A 26,323-nucleotide genomic window follows, 5' to 3' on the forward strand; every position below is an offset into this window, starting at 1 on the left:
CAGGATGGTCGGCATGACCGACCGCAGCGAGCGCAGCGAACCGGGCGCCGACGCAGACCGTGGCCTGCCGGGCGCGGGCCTGGTCAAGGGGCTCGCGGTCACGTTGAAGACGATGACGCGCCGCTCGACCACCCAGCAGTACCCGGACGTCGCCCCCGAGCTGCCGCCCCGCTCGCGGGGGGTGATCGCGCTGCTGGAGGAGAACTGCACGGTCTGCATGCTGTGCGCCCGGGAGTGTCCGGACTGGTGCATCTACATCGACTCGCACAAGGAGGAGGTGGCGGTGCCCGGCGCCGCCCGCCCCCGCCAGCGCAACGTGCTCGACAAGTTCGACATCGACTTCTCGCTCTGCATGTACTGCGGCATCTGCGTCGAGGTCTGCCCCTTCGACGCCCTCTACTGGTCGCCGGAGTTCGAATACTCCGAGTACGACATCAAGGACCTGCTGCACGACAAGGACCACCTCGGGCAGTGGATGGGCACCGTGCCGCCGCCGCCCGCGCACGACCCGAACGGTGAGCCGGCGAAGGAGGAGACCGCCGCCGCGCGCAAGGCCGCGCCCGCCGCCCGTCCCGCCGCCCCGGCCGTACGCCCCGAGCCCGAGGCCGGCGCATGACGGGTGTGGACGTGCTGCTGCTCGCCCTCGGCGCGCTGGCGGTCGGCTCGGGCGTGCTGGTGGTGGCCACCCGGCACCTGGTCCGGGCCGGCCTCTACCTGGTGCTCTGCCTCGGCGCGCTGGCCGGGATGTACCTGGTGCTCACCGCCGAGCTGGTGGCCTGGGTGCAGGTGCTGATCTACGTCGGCGCGGTGGTGGTGCTGCTGCTCTTCGCGGTGATGCTCACGCGCGCCCCGATCGGCGCCTCCGACGACCTGGACCGGCCCGGCTGGGCGGCGGCGCTGATCGGCGGCGGCACCGGGCTCGGGCTGGCCGCGCTGCTGGTCGACGCGTACCGGTGGACGGCCGTCAGCCTGCCCGACGCGGGCACCACGGAACGGCTGGGCGACCAGATCTTCCGCAGCTGGGTGCTCCCCTTCGAGGTGCTCTCGGTGCTGCTGCTGTCCGCCCTGGTCGGCGCCATCGTGATCTCCCGCCCCGACATCGGCCGGCCGAGGGCCGCGCAGCCGGACGACGACGGCGGGCGGTCGCGGTGAGACCCGTCATCCCGTACGTCACCGCCGCCCTGCTGTTCGGCCTCGGCGTCTACGGCGTGCTGCGCCGGCGCAACGCGGTGCTGGTGCTGATGGCCGTCGAGCTGATGCTCAACGCGGTCAACCTGATCCTGGTCACCGCCGACACCACCGTGCGCGCGCAACTGCCGCACGGCGGGCAGGTCTTCGCGCTCTTCGTGATCGTGCTGGCCGCCGCCGAGATCGGGGTCGGCCTGGCGATCGTGCTCCAGCTCTACCGGCTGCGGGCCACCGTCGCCGTCGACGAGGTGCCGCTGACCGAGGGCCAGCCGGCCGGGCACCCGGAGGGGGAGCGGTGAGCACGACCACCCTGCTCGGCGCGCTGCTGCCGGCCGTACCGCTGGTGGCGGGTCTGCTCGGCCTGCTGCTGCCGCCCGCGCCACGCGCCGCCGGGACGGGCCCGGACCGGGCGCGGCGGGTGGCGATCGCGCTCGGCGTGGCCGGGGCGGCCGGTGCGCTGGCGCTCGCCGTGGCCCTGCTGGTCGCTCTCGACCGGCCCGCCGAGGCGTCCACCACCTGGGTGCGGCTGGGCGGGCTGACGGTGAGCCTCGGGGTGCGGCTGGACGGCGCCGCCGCGCTGGTCGCCGTCGCGGTCGCCACGGTGGCCCTGGCCGTGCAGGTCTACTCGGTCGGCTACCTGCGCCGGGGGCCGCACGACGACGTCGACACCGACCACCGCTACCCGCCGTACGCGGCGCAGATCAGCCTCTTCACCGCCGCCATGCTGCTGGTGGTGGTCGCCGGCGACCTGATCCTGCTGCTGGTCGGCTGGGAGGTGATGGGCATCTGCTCCTACCTGCTCATCGCCCACGACCGCCGGCTGCCGGAGGCGCCGGCCGCCGCCATGAAGGCGTTCCTGGTGACCCGGGTCGGCGACGTCGGCTTCCTGCTCGGCATCGCGCTGCTCGGCGTCTCGGCCGGCAGCTTCCGGATCGCCGACGTGCTCGCCCACGACCACGCCACCGGCACGCTGACCGCCGCCTGCCTGCTGCTGCTCGCCGGGGTGGCCGGCAAGAGCGCCCAGTTCCCGCTGCACACCTGGCTGCCGGACGCGATGGCCGGCCCGACGCCGATCTCGGCGCTGATCCACGCCGCCACGATGGTCGCCGCCGGCGTGTACGCGGTGACCCGGCTCTACCCGCTGTTCGAGCTGACCCCGGCAGCGCTGGCCGTGCTCGGCGTGATGGCCTCGGTGACCCTGCTGCTCGGCGCGTTCGCCGCCACCGCCCAGGACGACCTCAAGCGCGTGCTGGCCTGGTCGACGGTCTCCCAGATCGGCTACATGACGGGCGCGCTCGCGGTCGGCTCGCCGCCGGCCGCGTTGTTCCACCTGCTCACCCACGCCGCGTTCAAGGCGCTGCTCTTCCTCGCGGCCGGCGCGGTGATCCACGCCGTCGCCACCACGCTGATGTCCCGCATGGGCGGGCTGCGCCGCAGCATGCCGGTCACCTTCTGGTGCACTGTCGTCGGGCTGGGCGCACTGGCGGGGCTGCCCCCGCTGTCGGGCTTCTGGAGCAAGGACGGCGTACTCACCGTCGCCCAGGAGGCCGCGCTGCACGGCGCCGGCCCCGCCCCGGCCTGGGTGGGCTGGCTGGTCTGGCTGGCCGGGCTCGTCGGCGTCGCGGTCACCGCCTGGTACGCCACCCGGCTGCTGCTGCGCACCTTCTTCGGTGAGCCGCGGCTGCCGCTGGCGCACCCGCACGACCCGCCCGCCGTGATGCGCTGGCCGGTGCTGCTGCTCGCCGTACCGGCCGCCCTGCTCGGCCTCGCCGGCTTCGACTGGGCCTTCGCCCGCCGGTTGCTGCTCGCGCCAACCGCGGGCGAGCCGGGCGAGCACCTCCTGGTCCACGTCGGCCCGGAACTGCTGCTGCCGCTGGCGCTGCTGGCCGCCGGGGCGGGGCTCGCCTGGCTCCGCTGGCGGCGGGACCCGGCCGCCGACCCGGCGAGCGCGCTGGGTCCGCTGCGCCCGGTCTTCGCCGCCGCGTTCCGGCTCGACGACGTCCAGCGTGCCCTGGTCGTACGCCCGACGACGGCGCTGGCGCGGGCGGCGCGTACGACCGACGAGGTGGTGGTGGACGGCGCGGTCGAGGGCAGCGGCCGGGCCGCGCTCGGCCTCGGCGGCGGCCTGGCGGCGCTGCACCGCGCGGCGCTGCCGCGCGCGACGGTCGGCGTGCTGGCCGGGGCGCTGCTGATCGGCCTGGCGGCCGTCCTGATCGGAGTCTCCGCATGACCCTGGGTGAGTTCCTGCTGGTGGCGGTGCTGGCGCTGCCGGCGGTGGGCGCGCTCGCCGTGGCGGCGACACCCCGGGACCGGGCGGCCCGGATGGTCGGCACGGTCGTCGCCGCGCTGACCCTGCTGGCCGCCGCGCTGCTCTACCTCGGCGACCGCGCCTGGACCACGTACGCGGCGGACGCCCCCGCCGTGCGCCCCTGGCACCGGCTCGACCTGCCCTGGGTGCCCGGCCTCGACCTGCGCTTCCACCTCGGCGTGGACGGCATCTCCTGGCCGCTGGTCGTGCTGACCGCCCTGCTCACCCTCCTCTGCTGCGGCTACACCCTGTGGAAGGTCCCCGACGGCGGCAGCGGGCGGGCGCTGGTGGCCCTGCTGCTGGTCGTCGAGGTCGGCATCCTCGGCACCTTCCTCGCCCTCGACCTCGTGCTGTTCTTCGTCTTCTTCGAGGTCGTCCTGCTCCCGATGTACGCGATCATCGCCGGCTGGGGCGGCGCGGACCGGCGGCGGGCGGCGGCGAAGTTCGCCCTCTACACGCTGCTCGGCTCGGTGCTGCTGCTCGTCGGCGTCTTCGTGGTGGTGGCCGCCGCCGGCACGGCCGACGTGGTGGCGCTCACCGGCGGGACGGGGCTGTCCCGGGGCACCCAACTGGCGGCGTTCACGCTGCTCGCGCTGGCGTTCGCGGTGAAGAGCCCGCTGTGGCCGCTGCACTCCTGGCTGCCCGACGCGCACACCCAGGCGCCCACCGTCGGCAGCGTGCTCCTCGCCGGGGTGCTGCTCAAGATGGGCACGTACGGGCTGGTCCGCATCGCCGTCGGGGTGGCTCCCGAGGGCGCCCGCTGGGCCGCCCCGGTGCTCGGCGTGCTGGCGGTGGCGGCGATCCTGGTCGGCTCGCTGGTCTGCCTCGCCCAGCGCGAGCTGAAGCGGCTGATCGCGTACTCCAGCGTCGGGCACATGGGCTTCGTGCTGCTGGGGGTCGCCACGCTGACCGCCACCGGCATCCAGGCGGCCCTGATCGGCAACGTCGCGCACGGGGTGATCACCGGCCTGCTCTTCTTCCTCGCCGGGGCGGTCAAGGACCGTACCCACACCGGGTCGCTGGACGAGCTGTCCGGGCTGCGGGAGACCGCCCCCCGGCTCGCCGGGCTGCTCGGCTTCGCCGCCGTCGCCTCGCTCGGCCTGCCCGGGTTGGCCGGCTTCTGGGGTGAGGCGTTCGCCGTGGTCGCCGCCGTCGAGGTCGGCGGGGCGCTCTGGACCACCCTGGGCGTGCTGGCGGCGATCGGCGGGGCGCTCACCGCGGCGTACCTGCTGCGGCTGCTGCGTCGGGTGACGCACGGGCGGCCCAGCCCTGCGGTCGGGCGGCTCGCCCCCGGCCTGGCCGGCGTGGAATTGGCCGCGTGGGCGCCGCTGGTGCTGCTCGCCCTCGCGGTCGGGCTGGCCCCGACCCTGGTGCTCGGCGTCGCCGAGGCCCCCGTCGACGCCCTGGTGGAGGTGCTGCGATGAGCGAGCAGATCATGGGGGCCAGCGTGGTGCAGAGCGTCGACAACGTGGCGCTGCTCCCGGCGTACCTGGCCGCCGGCACGGCCGTGCTGGTGCTGCTCGCCGACCTGCTGGTGGCCCGGGGTCGGGTCACGCTGGCGACGGCCGCCGTCGGTTCGGCGGCCACGGCGCTGGGCGCGGTCCTGGTCGGCACGCGGGGCGAGCGGCGGACGTTCTGCGTCGGCCCCGACTGCTCGTACGTCTTCGGCGGCCGGGCCGCCCTGGTCGCCGTCGTCGTCGCCCTGCTCACCCTCGGCGTGCTCGCCTTGTCCGGCCCGCTGCTGCGGGCGGGGCAGTCGCCGACGGGCGAGTACTGCTTCCTGCTCGCCTGCTCGATGACGGGCGGCGTGGTGCTCGGCGCGGCCGGCGACCTGATCACCCTGATCGTGGCGCTGGAGACGCTCACCCTCCCGCTGTACGTCCTCGTCGGGCTGCGCCGGGGCAGCCTGGCCAGCGCCGAGGCGGCCGTCACCTTCTTCGTGGTGAGCGTCGTCGCCACCACGCTGACGCTGCTCGGGGCGGCGCTGCTCTACGCGGCCACCGGCGGGCTGCACCTGGGTCGGATCGGCACGCTCCTCGCCGACCGGCCGGAGGTGCTGGACCTGCCGCTCACCACCGCCGCCGTGGCGCTGATCCTGCTGGGGCTGGCGTTCAAGGTGGCGGCGGTGCCGTTCCACGCCTGGGCGCCGGCCACCTACGACGGCGCGCCGCTGCCGGTGGCGGCGTACCTGTCCACCGCCTCCAAGCTGGGCGGCGTGGTGGCCCTGCTCGCCGTCGTGCAGTACGCGCTGCCGGCCGACGTGACGGGCCCGGTGCTCGCCCTGCTCGCCGTGCTGACGATGACCGTCGGCAACCTGGTGGCGCTGCGCCAGCGGCGTACGGTCCGGCTGCTCGCCTGGTCCTCGGTCGCCCAGGCCGGTTACATCCTCGCCCCGCTCGGCGCGCTGGCGCTGGCCTCGGGGCGCACCGCCGACGCCCGCACCGCCGCGTACGCGGCCGCCGTCGCGTACGCCGTCTTCTTCGTGGTGCTGGAACTGGCGGCCTTCGCGGCCGTGGTGGCGCTGCGCCCGGCGGGCGCCGACGGCGGCATGGTCGACGACCTGCGCGGGGCGGCCCGGCGGCACCCGTGGCGGGCGGCGGCCCTCGGGCTGGCGCTGATCGGGCTCGCGGGCCTGCCGCCCGGCCTGGCCGGCCTGTTCGCCAAGGTGACGGTGGTCCGTTCGCTGCTCGACGGCGGCGCGGGCTGGCTCGCCGTGGTGGTGGCCGTGAACGCGGTGATCGGCCTCGCCTACTACCTGCGCCTCACCGCCGCCCTGTGGTCCGCGCCGTCGGACGGCAAGGCCCTCGCGTCGGGCGGCGCGGCCCTCGCGTCGGGCAGCCCGGCCCGCGCGGTCGACGACTCGGCCCTCCCGGCGGGGGCGGGCGCTCGTCTGGTCGGGGCCGTCCCGGTGGGCGTCGCAGGCGGCGGTACCCCGGCCGTGGCGCCCGTGCGGGCCTGGACGGTCGGCGTGGTGCTGGCCGTGGCTACGGCGGTGGCGCTGCTGCTCGGCTTCGCCCCGCAGCTCGTGCTCGACATCGCGGCCCGCTGACGCCTCGACTCCGCCGTCTCGGCACCCCATCTCGGCACTGACATCTCGGCACTGACGCCGCAGCACCGGCGGGCGGTCTTCCCGTTGTCGGGGGCGGCAATCATCACGGGCACTTCCGACATCTCAGGCAACTCCCAGCCATGAGACGGATGGTTGACGGGTACCGGGTTGTTGAACCGGTCAGCGGATCCCGTCATCCGTGCTGCACCGAAGGAGTTGATCGTGCACCACAACCGTCTGAAGACCGCCGCACTGCTCGGCCTGCTCACCTCGCTGATCCTGGCGGTGGGTTACTGGTTCGGCGGCAGTGGCGGCCTGGTCATCGCCGTCGTCGTCTCACTGGTGATGAACGGCGTCACCTACTTCTACTCCGACAAGCTCGCGCTGCGCTCGATGCGGGCGCAACCGGTCAGCGAGGCACAGTTTCCCGAGCTGTACCGGATGGTCCGCGAACTGGCCACGGAGGCCGGGCAGCCGATGCCCCGCCTGTACGTGAGCCCGACGTCGCAGCCCAACGCGTTCGCCACCGGGCGGAACCCGCAGCACGCGGCCGTCTGCGTCACGCAGGGGATCACCGAGATCCTCGACTACCGCGAGCTGCGGGGCGTGATCGGGCACGAGCTGTCACACGTCTACAACCGGGACATCCTCATCTCCAGCGTGGCGGCCGGTCTGGCCGGCATCATCACCATGCTGGCGAACATCGCCTGGTTCATCCCGCTGGGCGGGGGCAACGACGAGGACGCCCCGAACCCGGCCGTGCTGCTGCTCACCATCATCCTGGGCCCGATCGCGGCCACCGTCATCCAGCTGGCGATCAGCCGCAGCCGGGAGTTCCAGGCGGACGCCTCCGGCGCCCAGCTCACCCGGGACCCGCTCGCTTTGGCCAGCGCCCTGCGGAAGATCCACATGGGTGCCCAGCGCCGGCCGCTGCCGGCCCAGGGACAGCTCACCAGCACCGCCCACCTGATGATCGCCAACCCGTTCAAGGGCGGCGGCGTTGCGGCGCTCTTCTCCACCCACCCCCGGATGGAGGAGCGGGTCGCCCGGCTGGAGCGGATGGCCGCGAACAGCGGACCCGTGCAGTTCCAGCGCTGAGGCGTTGATCACCTTTCCGCCCGTGTCCGGTCCGCCGGGCACGGGCGGAAAGCCGTGTGAGCGCGTTAACCGTTCCTCTTCCGCCGCTGGCGGCGTTAGGGTCGAAAGGTTTCCCGCTCATTACATCCACTGGAGGTCGACCGTGGCCGCACTGCGCCAGTACCTGGGCGTCTGGCGGATCCCCGGAGCGCCGATGCTGCTGCTCACCGGCATCCTCGGCAGGCTCGGGATCGGCATGACCCCGCTGGCGCTGCTGCTGGTCGTCGAGCAGGTCACCGGCCGCTACTCGCTGGCCGCCGTCGCGGGGGGCATCTACGCCCTCTCCGGCGCCGCGCTCAGCCCCGTGGCCGGCCGGGTCGCCGACCGGATCGGCCCCACCCCGGTACTCGTCGGCACCGCGATCGCCCACCCGTTCGCCCTGCTCGGACTGCTCTGGTCGGCCCGCTCCGACGCCGGCAACCTGACGCTGGTCTTCGTGGCCTCAGGGGTCGCCGGGGCCACCTACCCGCCGCTGACCGCGGCGATCCGCGGCGCCTGGAACGACCTCACCTCGCCGGCGTCCGGCCGGTGGCACCTGCGCAACACCGCCCTCGCCGCCGAGACCACCCTCTTCGAGATCGTCTTCGTGCTCGGTCCGCTGCTGGTCGCCGGCTTCATCCTGTTCGCCGACGCCGGGGCCGCCCTGGTCGGTTCAGCCGTCGTGACCCTGGTCGGCACCATCGCGGTGGCGCTCGGCCGGGTCATGCGCGGCTGGCAGCCGCACCCGCGCGAGCACCAGACCAGAGGGCTCGGGCCGCTGCGCGTACCCGGCTTCCCGGCACTGCTGGTCTGCGTGGCCACCCTGGGCATCGCCTTCGGCGCGGCCGGCGTGACCGTGCCGGCGTTCGCCACCGCCTACACGGCCGACGACCCCGACAGCCTCGCCGGCGTACTGCTGGCCGTCTGGGGTGTCGGCAGCGCCGCGGGCGGTTTCTGGTTCGGTGTCCGCAAGCCGTCCCGGAACATGACCCGGCAGTTCTCGCTGCTGCTCGGCGGGGTGGCCGCCAGCTTCGCCGTCTTCGCGGTGATGCCCACCCCGCTGGCGCTGGGCACCGCCCTGGTGATCGGGGGCGCCATGATCGCGCCCGCGCTCACCCTGGAGAACACCCTGGTCGGCCGGGTCTCCCCGACCAGCATGCTGAACGAGGCGTACACCTGGGTGGTGACCATGTCCGTGGGCGCCAGCGCCGCCGGCGGCGCGGTGGCCGGCCTCATCGTCGATCACGGCGGCGGGGTGCCCTGGGCGTTCGTCTTCGCCGGGGCGGCGGTCGCCGTCGGGGCCGGGGTCGCCGCGCTGCCCTCCGGGCCCATCGCCCGCGCGGAGGCCACGGCGGTACGCACCGAAGAGCTGCTGCCCGCCTGACGCCCTCGGGGTTTCCGCCGGGCTGGCGGGGTACCACCCGGTCATGTTCGTCTTCTTCTCGAACCGGGTGGGCTGCCTCGGATCGCTGCTCATCAGCGCGATCCTGACGGTGGTCCTGCTGCTCGTCTTCTCCCGCTGACCGGCGCCTCCGCCGGGCGCTGAACGCCCTGGCCGGCCCTGTTCGTCGCAGGGCCGACCAGGTGCGCCGTCAGCGGTAGTTGGTGAACTGAAGGGCGACGCCGAAGTCCTCGCCCTTCAGCAGCGCGATGACGGCCTGGAGGTCGTCCCGCTTCTTGCCCGTGACCCGCAGCTGGTCGCCCTGGATCTGGGCCTGGACGCCCTTCGGGCCCTCGTCGCGGATCTTCTTGCTGATCGCCTTGGCCTTGTCCGAGTCGATGCCCTGGATCACCTTGCAGTCGATCTTGAAGATCTTGCCCGACGACCGGGGATCACCGGCGTCCAGCGACTTCAGGGAGATGTTCCGCTTGACGACCTTCTCCTTGAAGACCTCCAGCGCCGCCCGCACCCGCTCCTCGGTCTCCGCCTGGAGGCTGATGGCCTCCTCGCCCGACCAGGAGATCTCGGCGCCGGTGCCCCGGAAGTCGAACCGCGTCGCGAGCTCCTTCTCCGCCTGGCGGAGAGCGTTGTCGACCTCCTGGCGGTCGACCTTGCTCACGATGTCGAACGACGGGTTCGCTGCCATGCTCATGCTCCTGCTGTCCGGCGGTCTGTGGTCCTTCGTCCCCCGCTGACCAGCGGTACGACCCCCTGACGGTACCCGGTTGCGCCGAGGCCGGGGGGAGCCGCTATCCTTGCTTCCGCTGCCGCGTTACGACGCGGCGGGGTGCCCTGGCGGGTTGCCCGAGCGGCCAATGGGAGCGGACTGTAAATCCGTCGCGAAAGCTACAGAGGTTCGAATCCTCTACCCGCCACCAGGAGCACCAACGGCCCCTGACCAGCAGGAATGCTGATCAGGGGCCGTTGTCGTTGGTATGGCCGAGTCCGGCTGCGTCCAGCCGTTGACGACTGGTTGTGGGCAGATGGTGGGCAGGTCGATCTTGCCTCTGAGGGCTTCTCTGGAACTGCGACTGTTGATGTTGCTGGCTCTTGCCGGGGTGGCGTGGGCCGCGTGCGTAGCGACCGGCTGAGGGCTCCGGGCTGGCGTCTCGCTGGCTACGGGAGGTAGGTCGGGGGCAAGCCAGTCCCGGGGTTGGACTGGCGCGGCAGTCGGAAGCCCCGACTCTCGACCAGGTCGACCCGTTCGGCTTCCGTACCGCCTGGCCGTGATCGTGCCGCTCTTGGGGGCGGCGGTCCGGCGGCAGTCGGTGGCTCTCCGCCCCGGCGCCGAAGGCAGCCGGGGCGGCTTGCCGCCGGCCGGGTTACCGCCCCGCGCCGCGCGGAGCGCGGCGCCTTGATCCAGAAAAGAGTAAATCGGCAGCAGCGTGGTGGCGAGGGGTGGTAGCGAGGGGAGGGGGGAACGGGTACCTGATCTGTCCCTCCACAGTCGTCCCCGGGTCCTGCCGTGCGGTTGCCTGCTGAGTGGCGTGTCGTGGCCCGTGGCCCGTGGCCTGCCCGAGCGCATTTCCCTGGGCCGGTGGGCGGGGACGAGTCATCAGACGACGAGATTAGAAGGCTCGATGGCCTCCGGGGGGAAGCCCGCTTGAAGCCCAAGATCGGGTATGGCGTGGCGTCTTCTAGAGGTCCGACCTCCTCCAGGTGTCCGGCGCCATTACCCGCCCACCCGGTTGCAGGACCTCGTCGCACCCGGCGGCTAGAGTGCCGGGGTCGGGTAGTCCCTGCCCGCCGCAAGACGAACCGAGGAGTGCGCCGTCCTGTGAGTACCGAGGATGTACAGGGAACGGTCCGCCTGGCAGCGAAGACGTTGCTTCACACCCTCGACCCGAGCAGCTACCCTCATGGGGTGGACCGGCGCGACGAACTCATTATTCCTGTCAACAAACTCATTGATTTTGCGCCGGCAAAGCTCGGTGCGCGGATCATCGAGTTTGACGATGTGGTGTGCTCAATCACGGGGCTTCCGCAGTCGCAAATCCCGGCGCGGCTGGAAGGTGCTGTGGCTGGCATCGGTGGCGACAATACTTCGTCGCGAGCGCTCCGTCTATCGCTGTTAATCCTTCGAGACTACATCAACTCGGGATACTATCCACTTGTCCAGGACCGAAAGTTGCTCCTTGCTCCGCTCCTCGAGGCTCAGAACCTGGATGATATCCGCAGGCGGCAGGCGCTGAGGATGCTCTATCGCCAGGCGCGCCTCAACGCAGTAAGAGAGGCTAGTCAGCGCAAAGCGCTTGAAAAGTTCATTACCAGTCTGACCATAGCGGATTATCAACCGGGAAAGGTTGTATCCGCGCTGGAGGAGGCTCCTCCGGATCTGTCCATTCAAATCGCGCAGTCGGGGTCTGCTCGCCTGCTTTGGCGGGGTGTACGGACAACTTGGTCCATGACACCCGACGCCAGTGCGCCAGGCCGCGAAGTGTCAATCGTGCTGGCTGATCGACGTTGGCCGAGCACTCCGATAGCCGTCGCTCAGTTCCGCAATGTCGTTCCCGGTGTTCGGCAGCGAGACACCTGGCTGGGGATGACAGCCCGGAATGCGACTGGCGGGGCAGGCGGATATGTCGATCGGCTTGCAAAGCAACCCGACGAACGAACCGCAGTCGAGGCAACTGCAGCGGTGCTCCGAAACCTCCTCGGATCAGTGAACCTGGAGGGACTTCCCAGTATCTCGATGAAGGGCGGTGTGGATCAGGCGGATGAGTTGGCTAGGCTCGCCAGCGCGTCTCGTGATCGTTACAACAGCCTTCGCCGAGAGGGTCGCCCGGCCGAAGCCCGCAAACATCTGGCCGTTACGAAGCGAGCAGAAACAGCTGCCAACCTTAGCCTAGGGCTTGCTGGTCTTTCTGAATGTCAGTCCGATCCCTGTCCGAGTCGACTATTGCGAGCTGATTCAGAACTCCGCCGCAGGGTTGACGCGGGTCTGAGGAAGCTCTGGCATTACCACATGGGATTTGTTGCGCTTGAGATGAGCATCTGCGGGGCGGCGCCGCCATTCGGGGCATTGCGTGTTGGTAAATTGGCTGCCGCACTTGCCGGAAGTGAAGTCGTGTTGAACGCCTGGGGCAGGGATCGTCCACTTGGGGAGATCGCCGCCACGGTGTATGAGCCCCACGTACGTGAGAAGGTGCCTAACCCTGGTCCCCTTGTGGTTTTCACGAGTGGTCTCTACCCAGGGCACAGCTCTCAATACAACCGCGCTTCCAGTGGCGCACGGAAGTGGCGCCGAATCGGCGAAACCATGGGTTACGGCTCTTTCCATGTGGCGGCGGACACGGTCGATGCGGTGAACGCCTTCAACGAGGCGGTAGATGGGTACTCTCACATCACGCGAACCTTTGGAGAGGGGGCTAGCGCTCGTTTCCGGGCGATCGGGAAGGCGCTGTCGGGACTAGGCCTTCCCGACCTCCGCCGACACGACACGCGAAGGCCTCTGTACGCCTTGTCGTTAGTTGAGGATCCTGGTGGAGTATTGCTGGGCTGGTGCCCTGCGCCGGTGCCGAGCCGATTGGGTATCTCTGCCCACGAGATCGCACACCAGTGGTGGCAGCGGTGGGTCAGAGGGCAGGTCCCCCAACTTGCCCGAGAAGCCCGTGTGGCACCTGACCTCCTGGATGAGTTGCACGGGCTGCTACGCCAAGTCAACGAGTTGGAACCATCGACGCCACAGCCCCAATATGCGGCACGCCAATTGTCGCTTTTGGACCAAATGGGACAACGGCCTGTTGGTCTCGACGAGGTCGGGTAGATTCCCCGGACTGGTTCTCTAGAGGCTGAAGGGGTTGTGATTCCGACGAGCGAGAGACATGAAGCCCTCACTGCGCTGTTCAGGCGGGGCGAGATCTACGCCGACTCATGGCCCGAGGACGTACGTCGGCGTCTCAACGTCGAAGACCCTCTGGCTGACCTCCTGGCGACCGCTCTCGACAGTGGACGCCATGTAGTTCTTACAGGGAACGCCGGAGACGGAAAGAGCCACCTTGCTGTTACTGCTATGGCCGCAGCGAGGCGAAAGAACACTCTCGAGCCCGACTCGGATGAGCCGCCACGCGTACGAGCTGGCGAGAGGGTGTTCATCCGCGATGCCGCGGCCGTAAGCGATGAGGCGATCCTTGCTTGGACCTCGGCTGCGCTCAGCGCAAGCGCTCAACTCGTCATTACCTTGAATGAGGGCCCGCTAGCCTCACTGGCCGCTCTTCAACCTAACGGCGTCTACGCTGAGTTGCGGGATGTGGCCCACGCGCGGGCGCGAGGTGACGAAGCCCTGGACCCCGATGGCTTCTTGTTGGTCAATCTTGCTGGGCGCCAACTGGTCCATGGCGAATTCGTCGTCAAGGCCTTGGACCGATTGTTACCCGCCGTGGTGGCTTGCGACGGTTGCCAAGATGCCACCACATGTCCACGGACTGTCGGGCGCGACCTGCTACAAGCATCTAACACAGCAGCAATTCGTCTAACAGAGTTGCTGCGCCTGTTGGCTCACTCCGGTACACGGATGACGGCTCGGGACCTCTGGATGTTCCTGGTCGACCTCTTCTTCGGCTGGGAGTGCCCCCCCGCCGCCGGCGACGTGGAGAGGCTTCCGGGATGGTGGTGGTCTCGCGTCTTCTCGGATGAGAACTGGCTCGGGAAGGCGATCTCTAGGGAATTTGACCCGGTCAACGCAGCTGAGGGCTCGGTTGACGTTCAATTGTGGCTCGGAGATGCCATAGGCGCGGCCGTGCCACCTGCAGCCCTGCTGGTTGCCCCGTTTCGTCAGCATGCCGAAGAGTCAGGTGAAGCTCTCCGCGCCTTCAGTGCAGCAAAAAGAGCTTGGTTTTTCCTTTCGCCCCATGTTGACGCTGCGGCATTGGTGGCACGGCAATCCCGGATCCCGGGCTATACACGCCTTCTAGAGGTAGCGCGGGAGGATTCTCTCGCTGCTGCTCGCCGCATCGTCGCCCTAATTAATATGTACCGACTTAACGACAACGACGATCGGCGCCTCTACCTCAGCCAGCATCACGTGCTCACTGCTATCGAGCGCCCACGCGTCCTGGCAGCCAGTCAGACATACAACAGCGACGCCGTTCAGGTTAGAATTCCCTATGCATCCGAAGATCATGGAGTGGACACCGCCGGGTTTGCTCCTACTCGCCTTGAATTTAGATGGCCGGGGCAACGGGGCAATGTTTTAGTCGTCGACTACCCAACCTGGCTTCAGTTGCAGGAACAAAGGTCGATTCACGCAGATCGACGCCAGGAGGCGTTGGACGCCGCGCTGGACCTGTTTATCGGCAGTGCACCTGCCCGGCCTGACGGTGATCCCCAGATTTCTGTCTTTGACCACCGAACGGGCATTAAAACACGGATCACTGCCTTCAGCGGTAAGCATCCCGCATTCGAGGTGAACCGATGGTAGAAGTTGCTGGTCTCGAGCTGACGCCCTGGTTCCAGAACAATGTATCCATGAAGCTTGGGTTTAGTATTGCGACCACAAGCGCAGATCCAGTCCATGTTCTTAACGGCTTCCTTGGCGCTAGCTTTAAGGGTCCTCGTGCTCCACAACTAGCCAGGCAGATGATCGCAAAGAAAGAGCGGTCATGGTCCATCCCGAATGAAGATATCGCTTCGGTCGCCGCTGCCGCCGAGCGGCCGGTCAACCTGTCAGGCAGTCTCGCAGATATAGAGGTCCTGCGTCAGGTAATCCGGTCGCTCATAGCCAGCGACGGTGCCGTCTTTCCTTCCAACCAGTCGTATCAGGTAGCGCATCCTGGATTTGTTACGAATGATTGGACCGGAGGGGACATCGGCAAGCAGTGTGCGGCGCTCCTTCTGGAATACGGGGACGGCACTAAGGCGATGTCCTCGCTGATTGAGAGACTCTGCTCGCCGCAACCGAACCCGTTGTGGGCGCTTCAGTCGGTTTTTTCCGGCCAGCCTACCCCACCGGACTTCTCGATAGCGGCACCTGTGAAGGTACCGTGGGCCGAAGCAGAATCTTGCCGTCAGTTGGCACATAATTTGGGCCGCCTCCTGCATCGCTGCGTAACCCTAGGCGCGACTGGCGTTGATAGCCTTTCCGGTTTGCGAGTCCTCGCAAGCGCCTGCGAGTTTGTCTCCACCCTCATATATGCTCAGGTCCCTAGTTTGATGGGCCGTAGTCAATCCCTTGCACCCCTTCTTGTCGCGGTGTCGGATGAGGCGCCAACTGTCAGGGAGGTCTCAGCGCGCGTCTCGGTCCCAGCAGTGCATGGGGCAATGGATACGTGGATTGCCGAAATGCTTCAAGCCGAGGTTGCCGAGCGGCTGGGTGGGGCGGTGTCAGACCGCAGGGCCGTCGAGAAATTCCTGTTGAGGACGCTGCCTTACTCGCGAGGCGCAAAGATTGCCCGCTCGGCGCGAAGCGAACAGATGATAGCGAACGCTCCGGCAATGCTAAGCCAATTAGAATCTGGCCGCCAAAATGAAGACCTGGCCCTTCCGGCGGCTCTCGTGTTGCTCGACCTTCTGCGGACAACTATGTCCCAGAGCTACGATGGATGGTTTGACCACCACGCCCGCCGCTGCGGCTTTCTTGCGCCGCGCCGCGGCCGATCAGCCAAGCGTTTGTGTGTAGAGGCCCCTCTCGTCACGACGTTGGTTTTGGCGGGGCTCGACGACGATGAGACCCAAGTGGAGTACGGCTTATGGCTCGAACGGCTATCGTCGCGATTCGGTATTCACGTGGGGCCGAATGACGTTACGAGGACAATGGTTCCGCGGGCGTCTGAGGCTGACTTGGAGTCAAACCATGATGCCCTTTCTTTGCTCCTTGCGCGGGTTGGTCTGGCGCGCGCATACAGCGACAATACGGTGGAAGTACTAAGCCCGCTTCCGGTACGAACGGAGTACGATGGCTCCTGATGCATCCCCGGTCACCGGAGGTAGCTTGCTCGCCCAAGCAGTTACCGACACAATCGTTCGGCGCCTAGGATCGGGACTAGGATTCCTGCGGCTTCCACAGATCGCAACTCCGCTTCCAGTGGGCCAAATCCTCGGTCGGGTCTCACTGTCCGTTCCCGACCTTTGGATCTGCGATTTCACTGAATCTGTAATGTCGAACGACCGATCTACCAGCGACGTCCGCACCACCGTTCGGTGGCGCAATGAGGGCCGGATGCCCTTGCTGATAGTTGGAGATCTAAATCGAAATCGCGCTCGGGGCCTAGCTAACGTCGCGCAGGTTTCGGCGACTGAAGTGCGGGGACGCATCTTCGATACCCTCACAGGCAGTGCAGCCTCTGATTTTAGTGTGCAGATCCGACCGCTACTTCGATCGCTGCGTTCGTGGGACTTACCCTTGGACATGGTTGCAAACTACTGCGCGTCCCTTTCTCCCCTGGGAGCTGGCAGCGGCGACCAAGCGCGACAAGAGCTCTGGCGTCTCGGCTTCTTGCCGGATCTCTCTTTCTCAAAGATCGAACGTAGCCGACTTCGACTGAACCAACAGACGGTTGACCGGATTAGATCCTCGGATCTGGCCGAGTTGCAGCGACTAGTCTCTTCTAGCGCCCCAAGCTATTCTGTACTCCGCAGGTTCGCCAGGACTAACGACATTAGGCTCCTCGCTCGCTTGAATCTCGACGACGTGATAGAGGCGATCTCACAGTCGAAGCGCCGGCAGGCCGTGGGCCGCCCTGAGCGCAAGCCGAAGCAGACACCTGAGCCTTCCCGTACGCCCGACCTTGTTGATCTGGTCTTGGGCGACGGTGTTGAGGAAGAAGCGCTTCTGCAGGCCGTGCAGTCTCAGTCCGGGCAGACACTTGAGGTTGGCGGTGACCGCGTTGCGTGGTCTGGTTCGACCCTTACAGACATCCTAGATGACCCATCCATTTCCGAAGCGGCTGCAGGTACTCGCGAGACGGGTGCCGTAGAAAGCACAATGCCCGACCTGCGGCCTGACGGAAATGGCGCAAGTTTTGAGGGACCCGATGAAAGCGGCCTGACGGACACAGAGGAAGTCCCTGTTAACTGGCAGGCGGACTTCTATTCTCAGGTTGCCGGTGGCGTCAAAGGAGGGGGTGGCGTTCAATGGGTTGAAATGAGGCAAATCGCTGAATTTATTGAAGAACTCGCGTTAGATGCCCCTGCTCCTGCATCTGACGCATTGGCAGCGTTCCAGCAAATCGCCAACGCTCGTGCGGAGTTGTCGCCTTACGCGGGCTCGATAGCCAGCGAGGGCGTCCGCCTCCTGTTTGCCTCAGAGAGGCTGCTGAGTCAAGCCGACAACCTAATCTCCGGCTGGGACGACTTGTGGGATGCCCTACGCCGACTACGGGATAACCTGCCGCCCGAGGTCCGTACAGAAGTCCGCCGCATAGCGAATGACCTTACCCTTGTCGACCTCGTTGTTGAGTCGCCTGGTGACGGCCTCCAGGCACGGCTTCTGCCCCTTCATCCGGCTGTTATTGAACCACGCGCCCGCGCCGCGCGACTCTTCCTGGATGAGGCAAGGTCGGGTGAGGTTGATCCCGAATTCGTCGAGACCGTTTCTGTTAATCTTGACCCCGCTGCGCCGTCCATCGGAATCGTTTATCAGAACACGCCGGAGGCGTTGGCCTTCGCCGGTATCCACGGCACGGGCCTCCCGATTTACGCTAAGCGTCGGCTTGCGTCGGGAACGGAGGAGACAGTTCGGCTGGTAAGGCAGCTAATCGACAGATTTGTAGCTGTTCATCCCTTTGCCGAGGTTAGCTTTAGTGTAGCTCTTGTCAACCCTACGGCGGCGGTGGTCTCTCGTCTGTATCAGGCCTATGCGCACGATCCTAAAACGCGATTCGACCGGATTCGTGTCCGAGTCTTCGCTGAGATTGGCGCTGCTCAAGTTCGTGAAGACATCGCTAAGACGGCAGCCAGCGATGTAGACGAACCCGCAGGCAACATCCTCATCGACGTGGTCGAGGGATCACCCAGTCCCGAAAGCCTACGGGCGGGAGGCTCACCTCACCTTCTAGTGATGTTCAACGTCTCCGACAAGGGTGACGCGACGTTTGGGGCGCTCTGGGAGTCTCCGCAGCAGGGCAGTGTTGTGTCGAAGTGGAAGTTTGTTCCGCTACGTAGGATGACCGTAATCAAGCCGTCGCCCTCCGGACGTCTAGCGACGCTCCTCAACAAGCAGGCCGAACTCGCAGCCGGTGGTCAGGCTGAGTTGCAGCGAAGCCCATTACTTCGGGATCGAGAAGAGGTGGAACTCGCCGCACTTGGAGGAGAGGCTACCTGGCTCGTCCTCGTCGAGCCGACTAGCGCCTTGGCGGCACCTGAGAAACTTGACAATCGTCTGACTCTGGTCGGGCGACTGGGTAGCGGTGCCCACACTGCTTACATATACGGTCATAGCCCTCGCCTACTGGTTCAGCCGGCGTTGTCGATGCTGCAGGGCAACAGTTGGCTGGATCCCGAACCGGACGCTCTTCTGACGTTCCTCACAACGACTGTGCAGAGAGCGTTACCGGAGGGGCTGCTCGGATTCTTTGGATCCAATGGGGCTTTCCGGGATGACGCGGTGCTCGGACGAGTTGGCGTAGCGGCGGTGTTGGCTGATCTCCAAGACCGCGATGACGATGCACTGGTGATCAGCCTTGATACGGAAACCGCAAGTCAGTGGCTTCAGAGGCGTCCCACCAACAAGCGAGCCGATCTTCTTTCCTTTAGTTGGCCAGATGGTCGGCCGCGGGTCGAGGCGATAGAGGTGAAGGCGACTAAGGATCTTCATCCTGATCGCATTCCTGGGCCAGTTTTCGAAGCAGCCAAGCAGGTTCGTGAGATGCTCGATGTGCTTCGCGGCATCTTCGGCGCATCCACTGGTGATCCGTTCGCTGCGAGTCGTCGTGAGATTTTGAAGAGACAGGTTTTCCTCGAGGCTTTGCAACAGTGGGAAGTTCTGCGTCTTGACGACTGGGAGAGATACCGTCAACGCATCGCCAAACTGAACGCGGCGTTTGAGGTGGGCCCGCCGAATGCTTCTGTCGAGATTTCAGGTCGCGTTGTAGTAGTTGGTCCAGATGCCCCGAGAGGACCCTACCCTTCGCACGTAGGTGACGATAAACTCCCGCTTGAGGTGCTTGGTGGAGAGTGGCTTCGGCGCGCCTTGCGGCATGGCCGTAGCTATACAGTCATCCCTGCCGAACTCGGTGATCTGCTACCGGATGCAGTCAACCCACTTGGGGATTCGTCACACGAAAGAGGCGGTGATGTCGATATAGCTGACCGCGCAAGCGGCTCCGACACAAAAGATCTGGCGCAGACAACAGCGGATGAGACTGGCGAAGCGAACAGCCCGGCGGTCACGAGTAGTAGTAGTAGCGAGGCACTTTCCCGACGCGTCGCTGCCGCTTTGCATGCCCGACAGGTCCCTGTACGTCGGCTGGACCCAGCTGACATTACGGAGGGACCGTCCGTAATCCGAGTCCCGTTCGAGCTAGAAGCTGGCGCCCGCCTCTCCACGCTCGCTTCTCAGGAAGCGGATCTCGCCCGTGATCTGGGAGTGCCGAGCATCCGCGTTGATAACCTGCCCGGACGGGCCCGATATGCCGTTCTTGAACTGCCGCGGGAGAACCGTACTATCGCGGATGTGGCCTTATTGAATAGGCCAACTGGACCTGCTGTATCTATCGCCTTAGGAAGTGATCTTAGCTTCGCTCCGTTCTGGCTTCAGCTTTCGGAGCTACCGCACCTGCTGATTGGTGGCACCACAGGTAGCGGAAAGAGTATGCTAATTCGATCGATACTGTGGCAACTGACGCGGTTGTACGGGCCGGACGACCTAGATCTTATCCTGATTGACGCCAAAGGCATGAATGACTATCGAGACCTTGCCCGAGCGCCGCAGATCAGGAGTTCAGCGGACTATCATCTCGGCGCGACGGGTGCGTTCGATCTTCTACTGGATATCGTTGATCGCCGGCTGCCTGACAGGGTTGCAGAGTTTAACCGGTATGCAGAGGAAGCCCTTGGGCGCCCGGTGCCTCAACTTTTCACCGACATCGTATCGCTGGCCAAGGACTCGCTAGATCAAGGTTTACGCCCGCCGATGCGTCCTTTCGTAGTAGTGATTGATGAGTTTGCTGAGCTCGCGTTGTCCTCTGCCGATAAGCGGCGGTTCGAGACAGTTGTTACGCGATTCGTCCAACGGGCGCGGGCGGTGGGGGGGCACTTGATTGCAGCCACCCAGCGTCCGAGTGTTGAGATCGTTCCTGGAATCATGAAGGCCAACTTCGCTCGAGTCAGTTTGCGCGTTCAAAGCGCGGTAGATAGCCGAGTGATCATTGACTCGGCCGGCGCTGAGACTCTCCTGCCGCGAGGTGACTTGTTGTATTCATCTCCAGAGCTTGGCCTCGTGCGGCTTCAGGGTTTTGCCGCTCACGGGCCTTATCCGCCCGTGGAATAGGACGGACTTCGGATTTGAAGGCTGTCAACACGAGGACTTTCTGGCACTACCGTCTGCTTGGTAGCGGTCCGCTCTCTTCCGGCGGGTCGCTGCCCGGCCAGCCACGACGGCCCGGAAGTTGGCGGCTTATGCGGGGCAACTGCAGCAGGTGCGGGCCCTATCTGGCGTCGCCGTAGGTGTGGCGACGATGAATACTGCGAGTCCTACCGTCTTGTCGTGAGTAGCCTGTAGGTCCTGACGACTTCCCCGACGTAGCCATTTGTCCGGCTAACGCTCTCTTGTTCGATCAGGGTCGTGCCTACCTCAACAGCAAAGAGGGCGGCGAGTTCCGCGTCGGCGGCGACTTGACGGTGTCGCACTTCCGAAGCGGCACGCTTGTCTGACCCGCTCGTGTGCAATCGAGGGTTTGCGTAGGTGCCGCGACCGTGTTGGGTGGCAACCCAGCCTGCTTCTCGCAAGACCGAGATGGCTTGGCGAATTGTGCCACGGCTTGCCCGAAACTCGGCGGTAAGCACAGTCTCAGTTGGAAGGAGAGCGCCGGGCGGGATTCGGCCGCTTTCGATTTGCTCTCTCAACTCGTCGGCGATCGAGCGGTAGCGGGGCTGTCCGTAGTGCGGGGTGGGCACCTGCTCACCGTACCTGGCACTTGTCTTACCAAGTGCCAACCAAGTGACCTGTTTCGGAACCTAGACAACTCGTCCACTTGTAGATACGTTTCTTTGTGTGCGGCTGGGGTGACGGCTCGGTCAAGGTGGTCACGTGCCCGCCCTGGTCGCATCTGATGCGCGGCGTCCTGTCGGACCGGTTGCGGTAGCCGCGCGTACAAGTGGGCTTGGCGATACCCGACCCGTCTGTGTCGGACGGTGCGCCGTGCCTTCATCCGGGCCGGTGGCCGGCTGCATTCCCCCGTGGCTGGCCACCGGTCCCCGCCTACCTGTGGAGGTGCGATGTCCGGCTCTCATCGTCGACGCCGCTGGTTCTCGTCCTGGTGGTCCTGGTGGCGTCCTCCGACTCGGGCTGCCAGCTTCAACGCTCTGTCGAGTTCGCGCCCGAGTTCTGTCCCGCCCTCGCATCGGTGGGCCTTGGGACCGACGCGGGAGTTGCCCGCGCTGCGGTACGCGCCGCCGATGACGCGGGCGCAGGCCTACCGGGGCAACGGTGGGCGGTGGCCGCGGTGAGCCGTACTAGCAGACCGGCGGACGTCACGAGCCATCCGGACTGGTGTGCTCCAGATCGCTGCGGTCACGTGGTGCCGCCGCTGATGGCGCATATGGCCCGGCGCCATCGCGGGCCGATGTACCGGGTCGGCGACACCCGGGCGAGCGGCCACATCGTCACGTACCTCATCGGTGCCGATGCCACGGCGCCCTTGATCGCGGTTCACGCGACGTGTCGGGCCGGGATGGGCTGGGCGGAGTTGCCGTTGCCGCAGGTTGCCAAACTGGTCGAGCAGCTTCGCGGACTCCTGAAGCAAGCTGGCGGCCAGCAGGGGGCCGACGATGAGTGAGGGCGAACCCATGACGGAACGTCAGCCGTTGTCCTCGATCGAACCGGTCGTGTGCCCGATGTGGTGCCGGGGCTGCGGACCGAACGACCCGATGCACCGGGGCTTGCCCTCCACCATCGGGCGGGAGCGGACTGGCTGGGTCACCGTTCAACTGCTCGTCGACCGGTTCTCGCGGCGGGACCTGGCCGTGAAGCTCGACGCGACCCGCGACGGCGCAACGCAGACCGTGCTCATGTCGCCGGTACAGGTGGACCGGCTCGTTGACGAGCTGACGCGAGCCCGCCTGGAGATGCTGGCACCGATTGGCCGACACGAACGGGCGGAGGAGGCACGGTGAACTCCAACAGCCGGCGGGGCGTAGCGGCTCCTCGTACTCCCGCCCCTCGCCGCACGCAGTCACCGCGAGTGGCGGTACCGGTCTCTCCGGTTCCTGAGCGGCCCGCCGGGGGGACCACCTGGCAGACGTTGCAACGTCTAGGGGGTACGGTGACCGGTGTGCATAGCCGGGACTGGCGCCCTCGTTACCTGCAACTCGCTGAGGAGTTGCGGGCAAAGATCATGAGCGGTGAGCTGCCACCGGGCATCCTGATGCCGAGCGAGACCGAGCTGGCCGACTCGTCCGGCCTGTCCCGCACCAGCGTCCGCAACGCGATCAGGCAGCTTCGGGAATGGGGCCTGGTCCGGGCGGAGCAGGGGCGCGGCACCTACGTGCGGGCACCCCGCCAACGGGTACGCCGTCGCAACACCGAGCGATACCAGTGGGAGAAGGACCGGGTCCTACTCGACGAGGCCGAGCGGCTGAAGACCGGCGCCACCGAGCACGACACCGGCCTGACCGTCGATGATCTGAAGTTCCACGCCGAATACTCCCGGGTGAACGCTGACGAGGAGATGGCGGCGGCTTTGCGCGTCGAGCCGGGTACGCCGCTGCTGCGCCGGGTCTACTGGACGTCCTCCCGGCACGAGAACGCGCCGCTGACGGTGTCGTACTCATACCTGCCGTATGACCTGGTGGCCCCGAACCCGGACCTGCTCGACGAGAGCAAGGAACCCTGGCCCGGCGGTACGCAGCATCAGCTCTACACCCTCGGTATCGAGCTGGACCGGATCGACGACGAGGTTCGCGCGCGTCCTCCGTCGCCGGATGAGGCCGAGCTGTTGGACATCGACCCGGGCGTCTCCGTGCTCACCGTGCGGAAGACCTCCGTCGACACCACCGGCCGCGTCGTCGAGGTCGCTGACGTGGTGATGCCGGGTGACCGCACCGAGCTTGTCTACTCCCACAAACTCCAGCGGTGGAAAACTTGACGCAGTTCGTCTCGGTCATCACGCCGGTCCACGCGCCCAGCATCGAGTACCTGGCTGGCGCCTACGAGTCGTTGGCGAAGCAGGAGATGCCCGCCGGCTGGGACTGGCAATGGCTCGTCCAGGAGGACGGACAGACCGGCGCCTTGGTCGACGCGCTGCCCGACGATCCTCGGATCAGTCACGGCACTGGCCGTCCCGGTGGGCCTGGTGTGGCTCGCACCCTCGCGCTGTCCCGCGTCTCCGGGCAACTCATCAAGGTTCTGGACGCCGACGACCAGTTGACCCCCGGCGCGCTCGCCCGGGACATCGCCGCGTTCGGCGCGCACCCGCAGATCGGTTGGGCTACCTCGCGGGTACTCGATCTGCTGCCTGACGGGTCGACGGCCGGATGGGACCAGGACCCGGCCGGCGGGGTCGTCGACCGCGGATCGGTCCTGTCGTTCTGGCAAGCGAACGGCTATCGCGCGTCCGTGCACCCGGCGACGCTGTGCCTACGGCGGGATCTCGTCTTCGCCCTAGGCGGCTGGATGGCCCTGCCCGCCTCCGAGGACACCGGCCTTCTGCTCGCCGCCAACGCGGTCAGCGAGGGCTACTTCATCCGGGAGTACGGCCTGCTCTACCGCAAGTGGCCCGGTCAGGTCACCAGCCAGGCCGCACACCGGGAACCGGCCGAGTACCAGGGACGCATGAAGATTATCGAGGCCAGAGCCAACGCCCTGGCCTCGATGCTGCCCAACGGATTGCCGCTCACGCCTCCGGCGTAGCCTCGTGCCCCGGCATCCCGTGGGTACGCCGACGCTCCTTCATCTCCGCCTCGTAGATGTGCCGCCGCCCGCCGGCCAACTCCTCCCGCGCGTCCCGCTCGACCTCCTGGAACGCCGCGTAGTAGCCGTCGTCGAACTCCTCCATGATCTGGAACGTCCACCGACCCGGTAGCACGTTACGCCCCAACAGCTCGTGCTCAACCCGGTCGGCCACCTCATCGTGCCCAGCCTCGCGAAGCAGCTTCACCACCCGGTCAAGGGTGAGATCCGCGCCGCCGACGAGCTGGTGCGCTGAGTACAGGTGACCGCGTACCCGGTGGATCGTCTCCAGCGCCTTGCTCAACTCACCCAGAGCCTCAATCGTCGTATCGTCACAACCTGGTGGGCGAGAGTGCCTCGCATCTACCGTTGCGGAACGCTTATCTTCGGTCATTCCTAAACGGTATCAATGAATCTGCCCGACATGCCTGCAGCAAGATTGAGAAATCAGGGCTTTCCTGGCTTGCCGTGGACGTAAGCCCTAGGGCATGGAGAACGGATCGAAACCCTTCACCCACTTTTTCTGTTGCGGGTGCCAATCATACGCTTCGTCATCGTCCGCGCCGACGAACTCGCCAGTCTCGTCTTCGACCCACCTAAAGGGTGAATCTTTGGTGCCCCAGACGTAAGTTTCCTCCACTCCATTCACTATGGCATCTACGATGATTTGACCTTCGTAAAGATGGCCATGCTTTGAGTCGAGGGTTATTTGAGCGTTTAGGAATCCGGCGTCCCCTTGGCCGAGGGTGATGGAACCCGGTGGCATGACACGAGTCTCGTCACTGTCAAATTCCGAGAAGGTTGTTCGCTGCTTTACCGTATCGACAACAACGGAGACGCCCGCGTTCGAGCCGCCCCCGTAGCTGCACTTGATCAGGGTCCCTGCTGAGGCTGCCTTCCTGTTGAAAATCTTTGATCGTACGTCTTTGATCACGACGAGGTCCGAACTTCCAGCTTGAATCTCCAGCTTGAAACTTGCCCCCACGGTGTATATGTCAGGAGTGGCCGCGAACCAGCCGCTCCAGTCGTCGCAGTGACTCTGAGCCTCGTCTTCTGGGTAGTCGAGGGGGCGAGGTAAGTCCTGAGGGTGGCCGATATAAAAGGCGCGGAAAATGTTGTACAAGCTCAGCTTGACGTCGCCATAAGTGCGGGGAAGGACAGCGTTGCAAACGACCTGGTTGTTGTCGCCTTGCGCATTGCATTCGCCATTAATCCCTTCCTTGGAATCAGTGCATGCGGCCGCTATCGAGACTACAAGGGCCGCCAACCCCACCAGCGCAGCAACACCTTGCCACCAGGGGCGACCAAGCCAAAGGGGTGTTGAGAGAGTGAAGGATGGCGTGCGCCCTCCCTCGCCCTCGACTCTAGGCGAATTCATGTATCGCAGTATTGCTCCACTGTGGTCGCCTCAAACCGGCTGAATAGTTATGCCTGCTGTCTGATTGCGGACAGCTGCCGAGTAGAGGCACAACCGGGGCGCCTCTGCCTCGCCCGCTCCGCATCTCGCCGAACCACTTGTTGACTTGTCTGCCAAGTGCCGTCTACCTTGGTGTCTCAACTTGGCAGACATGCCAACAACCTGGAGGTTGAGCGATGGCTCTGCGTGGCGGTACGAGGTTCGCCGTGCGTTGTGAGGACGTGTTCCCGGCGGGATGCGCCCTGGTCCCCGAGTCCCTCGGTGAGGTCGAGGACTACGACGAGAAGACCGGTCGCCGGTCGCCGGCCAAGGACAAGCTGACCGGCCAGCGGGTGTGGCAGGTCCGCGTGATGGACCTGGACCCGGAGCTTGGCAAGCGGTCGCGGGAGACGACGGTCAAGATCTCCGCCGACTACCAGCCGGTCCCGCCGACGGGGGCGCCGTTCGAGGCGGTGGAGTTCGAGGGCATGACGGTCACGCCGTACGTGACCAATAACGGTCGGATGGCGTACTCGCTGCGGGCGACCGGGATGCGTGCCCCGGCGGGTGTGGCCGGTAAGGCGGCGGCGTAGCCGCATCTGGTGGGGGCGGGGCTGTCAGGTCTTGGCGGACGGCAGCCCCGCCCTCTGTCTCTTCCCCCTGCTCTGTCGAGAGAGGTAGTGACGTGTCCAAGCGTAGGCGTTCGCCTGCCCCGGCTCAGCCTCGGTGCGGCGTGTGTCAGTCCCGGTTCGACCCGGCCGCCGGTGCGGCTGACCGCTGCC

At 66.5% G+C, this 26,323-nt stretch carries 21 protein-coding genes, 1 tRNA gene and 1 pseudogene; 18 read left to right on the forward strand and 5 right to left on the reverse strand.

Annotated features, from left to right (window positions below):
• Positions 1-4 precede the first annotated feature (4 nt).
• From ACGFIG_RS02160 to ACGFIG_RS02195, 8 genes are all read left to right on the forward strand, one after another.
• Positions 5-616, forward strand: a complete 612-nt coding sequence (locus ACGFIG_RS02160; protein WP_392998329.1) for a NuoI/complex I 23 kDa subunit family protein — start codon at positions 5-7, stop codon at positions 614-616.
• Positions 613-1,152, forward strand: coding sequence for an NADH-quinone oxidoreductase subunit J (locus ACGFIG_RS02165; RefSeq protein ID WP_392998331.1), 540 nt, complete (start codon positions 613-615; stop codon positions 1,150-1,152). Before ACGFIG_RS02160 ends, ACGFIG_RS02165 begins: the two co-directional genes overlap by 4 nt.
• On the forward strand, positions 1,149-1,487 hold the full coding sequence (nuoK, locus tag ACGFIG_RS02170) for an NADH-quinone oxidoreductase subunit NuoK (protein WP_392998333.1): 339 nt from the start codon (positions 1,149-1,151) through the stop codon (positions 1,485-1,487). Before ACGFIG_RS02165 ends, nuoK begins: the two co-directional genes overlap by 4 nt.
• The gene (locus ACGFIG_RS02175; protein WP_392998335.1) at positions 1,484-3,418 is read left to right on the forward strand and encodes an NADH-quinone oxidoreductase subunit L; all 1,935 of its coding nucleotides are present in this window, start codon (positions 1,484-1,486) and stop codon (positions 3,416-3,418) included. The genes nuoK and ACGFIG_RS02175 overlap by 4 nt, the downstream gene beginning before the upstream one ends.
• Positions 3,415-4,920, forward strand: coding sequence for a NuoM family protein (locus ACGFIG_RS02180; protein ID WP_392998337.1), 1,506 nt, complete (start codon positions 3,415-3,417; stop codon positions 4,918-4,920). The genes ACGFIG_RS02175 and ACGFIG_RS02180 overlap by 4 nt, the downstream gene beginning before the upstream one ends.
• Positions 4,917-6,545 carry an NADH-quinone oxidoreductase subunit N gene (locus ACGFIG_RS02185; RefSeq protein ID WP_392998339.1) on the forward strand — a complete coding sequence of 543 codons (1,629 nt, stop codon included), beginning with the start codon at positions 4,917-4,919 and terminating at the stop codon, positions 6,543-6,545. Before ACGFIG_RS02180 ends, ACGFIG_RS02185 begins: the two co-directional genes overlap by 4 nt.
• A 222-nt stretch (positions 6,546-6,767) precedes the next feature.
• A complete protein-coding gene (htpX, locus tag ACGFIG_RS02190; RefSeq protein ID WP_392998341.1) occupies positions 6,768-7,643 on the forward strand; it encodes a zinc metalloprotease HtpX in 876 nt (291 codons plus the stop codon).
• 142 nt (positions 7,644-7,785) lie between these two features.
• Positions 7,786-9,045 carry an MFS transporter gene (locus tag ACGFIG_RS02195; protein ID WP_392998343.1) on the forward strand — a complete coding sequence of 420 codons (1,260 nt, stop codon included), beginning with the start codon at positions 7,786-7,788 and terminating at the stop codon, positions 9,043-9,045.
• Positions 9,046-9,088: 43 nt separating this feature from the next.
• Here the strand turns inward: ACGFIG_RS02195 and ACGFIG_RS02200 are convergent.
• Positions 9,089-9,217: pseudogene (locus ACGFIG_RS02200) on the reverse strand (DUF1275 domain-containing protein); the annotation flags it as partial.
• Positions 9,218-9,253: 36 nt separating this feature from the next.
• Positions 9,254-9,748, reverse strand: coding sequence for a YajQ family cyclic di-GMP-binding protein (locus tag ACGFIG_RS02205; protein ID WP_392998345.1), 495 nt, complete (start codon positions 9,746-9,748; stop codon positions 9,254-9,256).
• A 148-nt stretch (positions 9,749-9,896) separates the two neighbouring features.
• On the opposite strand from ACGFIG_RS02205, the gene ACGFIG_RS02210 reads away from it, so the two are divergent.
• The 5 genes from ACGFIG_RS02210 (at position 9,897) to ACGFIG_RS02230 (ending at position 20,527) form a co-directional block, all read left to right on the forward strand.
• Positions 9,897-9,980 (forward strand) — tRNA-Tyr (locus tag ACGFIG_RS02210).
• 899 nt (positions 9,981-10,879) lie between these two features.
• Positions 10,880-12,868 (forward strand): Druantia anti-phage system protein DruA, encoded by a 1,989-nt coding sequence (locus tag ACGFIG_RS02215; protein ID WP_392998347.1) that lies wholly within the window; start codon positions 10,880-10,882, stop codon positions 12,866-12,868.
• A gap of 321 nt (positions 12,869-13,189) precedes the next feature.
• Complete coding sequence (locus ACGFIG_RS02220; protein ID WP_392998349.1) at positions 13,190-14,521, forward strand: hypothetical protein; 1,332 nt, start codon at positions 13,190-13,192, stop codon at positions 14,519-14,521.
• 158 nt (positions 14,522-14,679) lie between these two features.
• Positions 14,680-16,005, forward strand: coding sequence for a hypothetical protein (locus tag ACGFIG_RS02225; RefSeq protein ID WP_392998351.1), 1,326 nt, complete (start codon positions 14,680-14,682; stop codon positions 16,003-16,005).
• 709 nt (positions 16,006-16,714) lie between these two features.
• Complete coding sequence (locus tag ACGFIG_RS02230; RefSeq protein ID WP_392998353.1) at positions 16,715-20,527, forward strand: DNA translocase FtsK; 3,813 nt, start codon at positions 16,715-16,717, stop codon at positions 20,525-20,527.
• 203 nt (positions 20,528-20,730) lie between these two features.
• Here the strand turns inward: ACGFIG_RS02230 and ACGFIG_RS02235 are convergent, their stop codons facing one another.
• Entirely contained in the window at positions 20,731-21,153 is a 423-nt protein-coding gene (locus tag ACGFIG_RS02235) for a GntR family transcriptional regulator (protein ID WP_392998355.1), read from the reverse strand.
• 623 nt (positions 21,154-21,776) lie between these two features.
• Here ACGFIG_RS02235 and ACGFIG_RS02240 point away from each other — a divergent pair.
• The 4 genes from ACGFIG_RS02240 to ACGFIG_RS02255 all read left to right on the forward strand — a co-directional run bounded on the left by ACGFIG_RS02240 (position 21,777) and on the right by ACGFIG_RS02255 (position 24,106).
• On the forward strand, positions 21,777-22,034 hold the full coding sequence (locus tag ACGFIG_RS02240) for a hypothetical protein (RefSeq protein ID WP_392998357.1): 258 nt from the start codon (positions 21,777-21,779) through the stop codon (positions 22,032-22,034).
• Positions 22,027-22,371: a precorrin-4 C11-methyltransferase gene (locus tag ACGFIG_RS02245; RefSeq protein ID WP_392998359.1), complete on the forward strand. Its 345-nt coding sequence runs from the start codon at positions 22,027-22,029 to the stop codon at positions 22,369-22,371. Before ACGFIG_RS02240 ends, ACGFIG_RS02245 begins: the two co-directional genes overlap by 8 nt.
• Before the next feature lie 149 nt (positions 22,372-22,520).
• Positions 22,521-23,342: a GntR family transcriptional regulator gene (locus ACGFIG_RS02250; protein WP_392998361.1), complete on the forward strand. Its 822-nt coding sequence runs from the start codon at positions 22,521-22,523 to the stop codon at positions 23,340-23,342.
• Entirely contained in the window at positions 23,330-24,106 is a 777-nt protein-coding gene (locus tag ACGFIG_RS02255) for a glycosyltransferase family 2 protein (protein ID WP_392998363.1), read from the forward strand. The genes ACGFIG_RS02250 and ACGFIG_RS02255 overlap by 13 nt, the downstream gene beginning before the upstream one ends.
• On the opposite strand, the gene ACGFIG_RS02260 is transcribed toward ACGFIG_RS02255, so the two are convergent.
• Positions 24,090-24,539 (reverse strand): hypothetical protein, encoded by a 450-nt coding sequence (locus ACGFIG_RS02260; protein WP_392998365.1) that lies wholly within the window; start codon positions 24,537-24,539, stop codon positions 24,090-24,092. The two genes, ACGFIG_RS02255 and ACGFIG_RS02260, sit on opposite strands and share 17 nt — an antisense overlap.
• An 87-nt stretch (positions 24,540-24,626) precedes the next feature.
• A complete protein-coding gene (locus ACGFIG_RS02265) occupies positions 24,627-25,418 on the reverse strand; it encodes a hypothetical protein (protein WP_392998367.1) in 792 nt (263 codons plus the stop codon).
• Positions 25,419-25,738: 320 nt separating this feature from the next.
• On the opposite strand from ACGFIG_RS02265, the gene ACGFIG_RS02270 reads away from it, so the two are divergent.
• Positions 25,739-26,134 (forward strand): transcriptional regulator, encoded by a 396-nt coding sequence (locus ACGFIG_RS02270; protein ID WP_392998369.1) that lies wholly within the window; start codon positions 25,739-25,741, stop codon positions 26,132-26,134.
• Positions 26,135-26,323: the final 189 nt, after the last annotated feature.

It is taken from the genome of Micromonospora sp. NPDC049048 (assembly GCF_043197615.1).
GTDB lineage: Bacteria > Actinomycetota > Actinomycetes > Mycobacteriales > Micromonosporaceae > Micromonospora.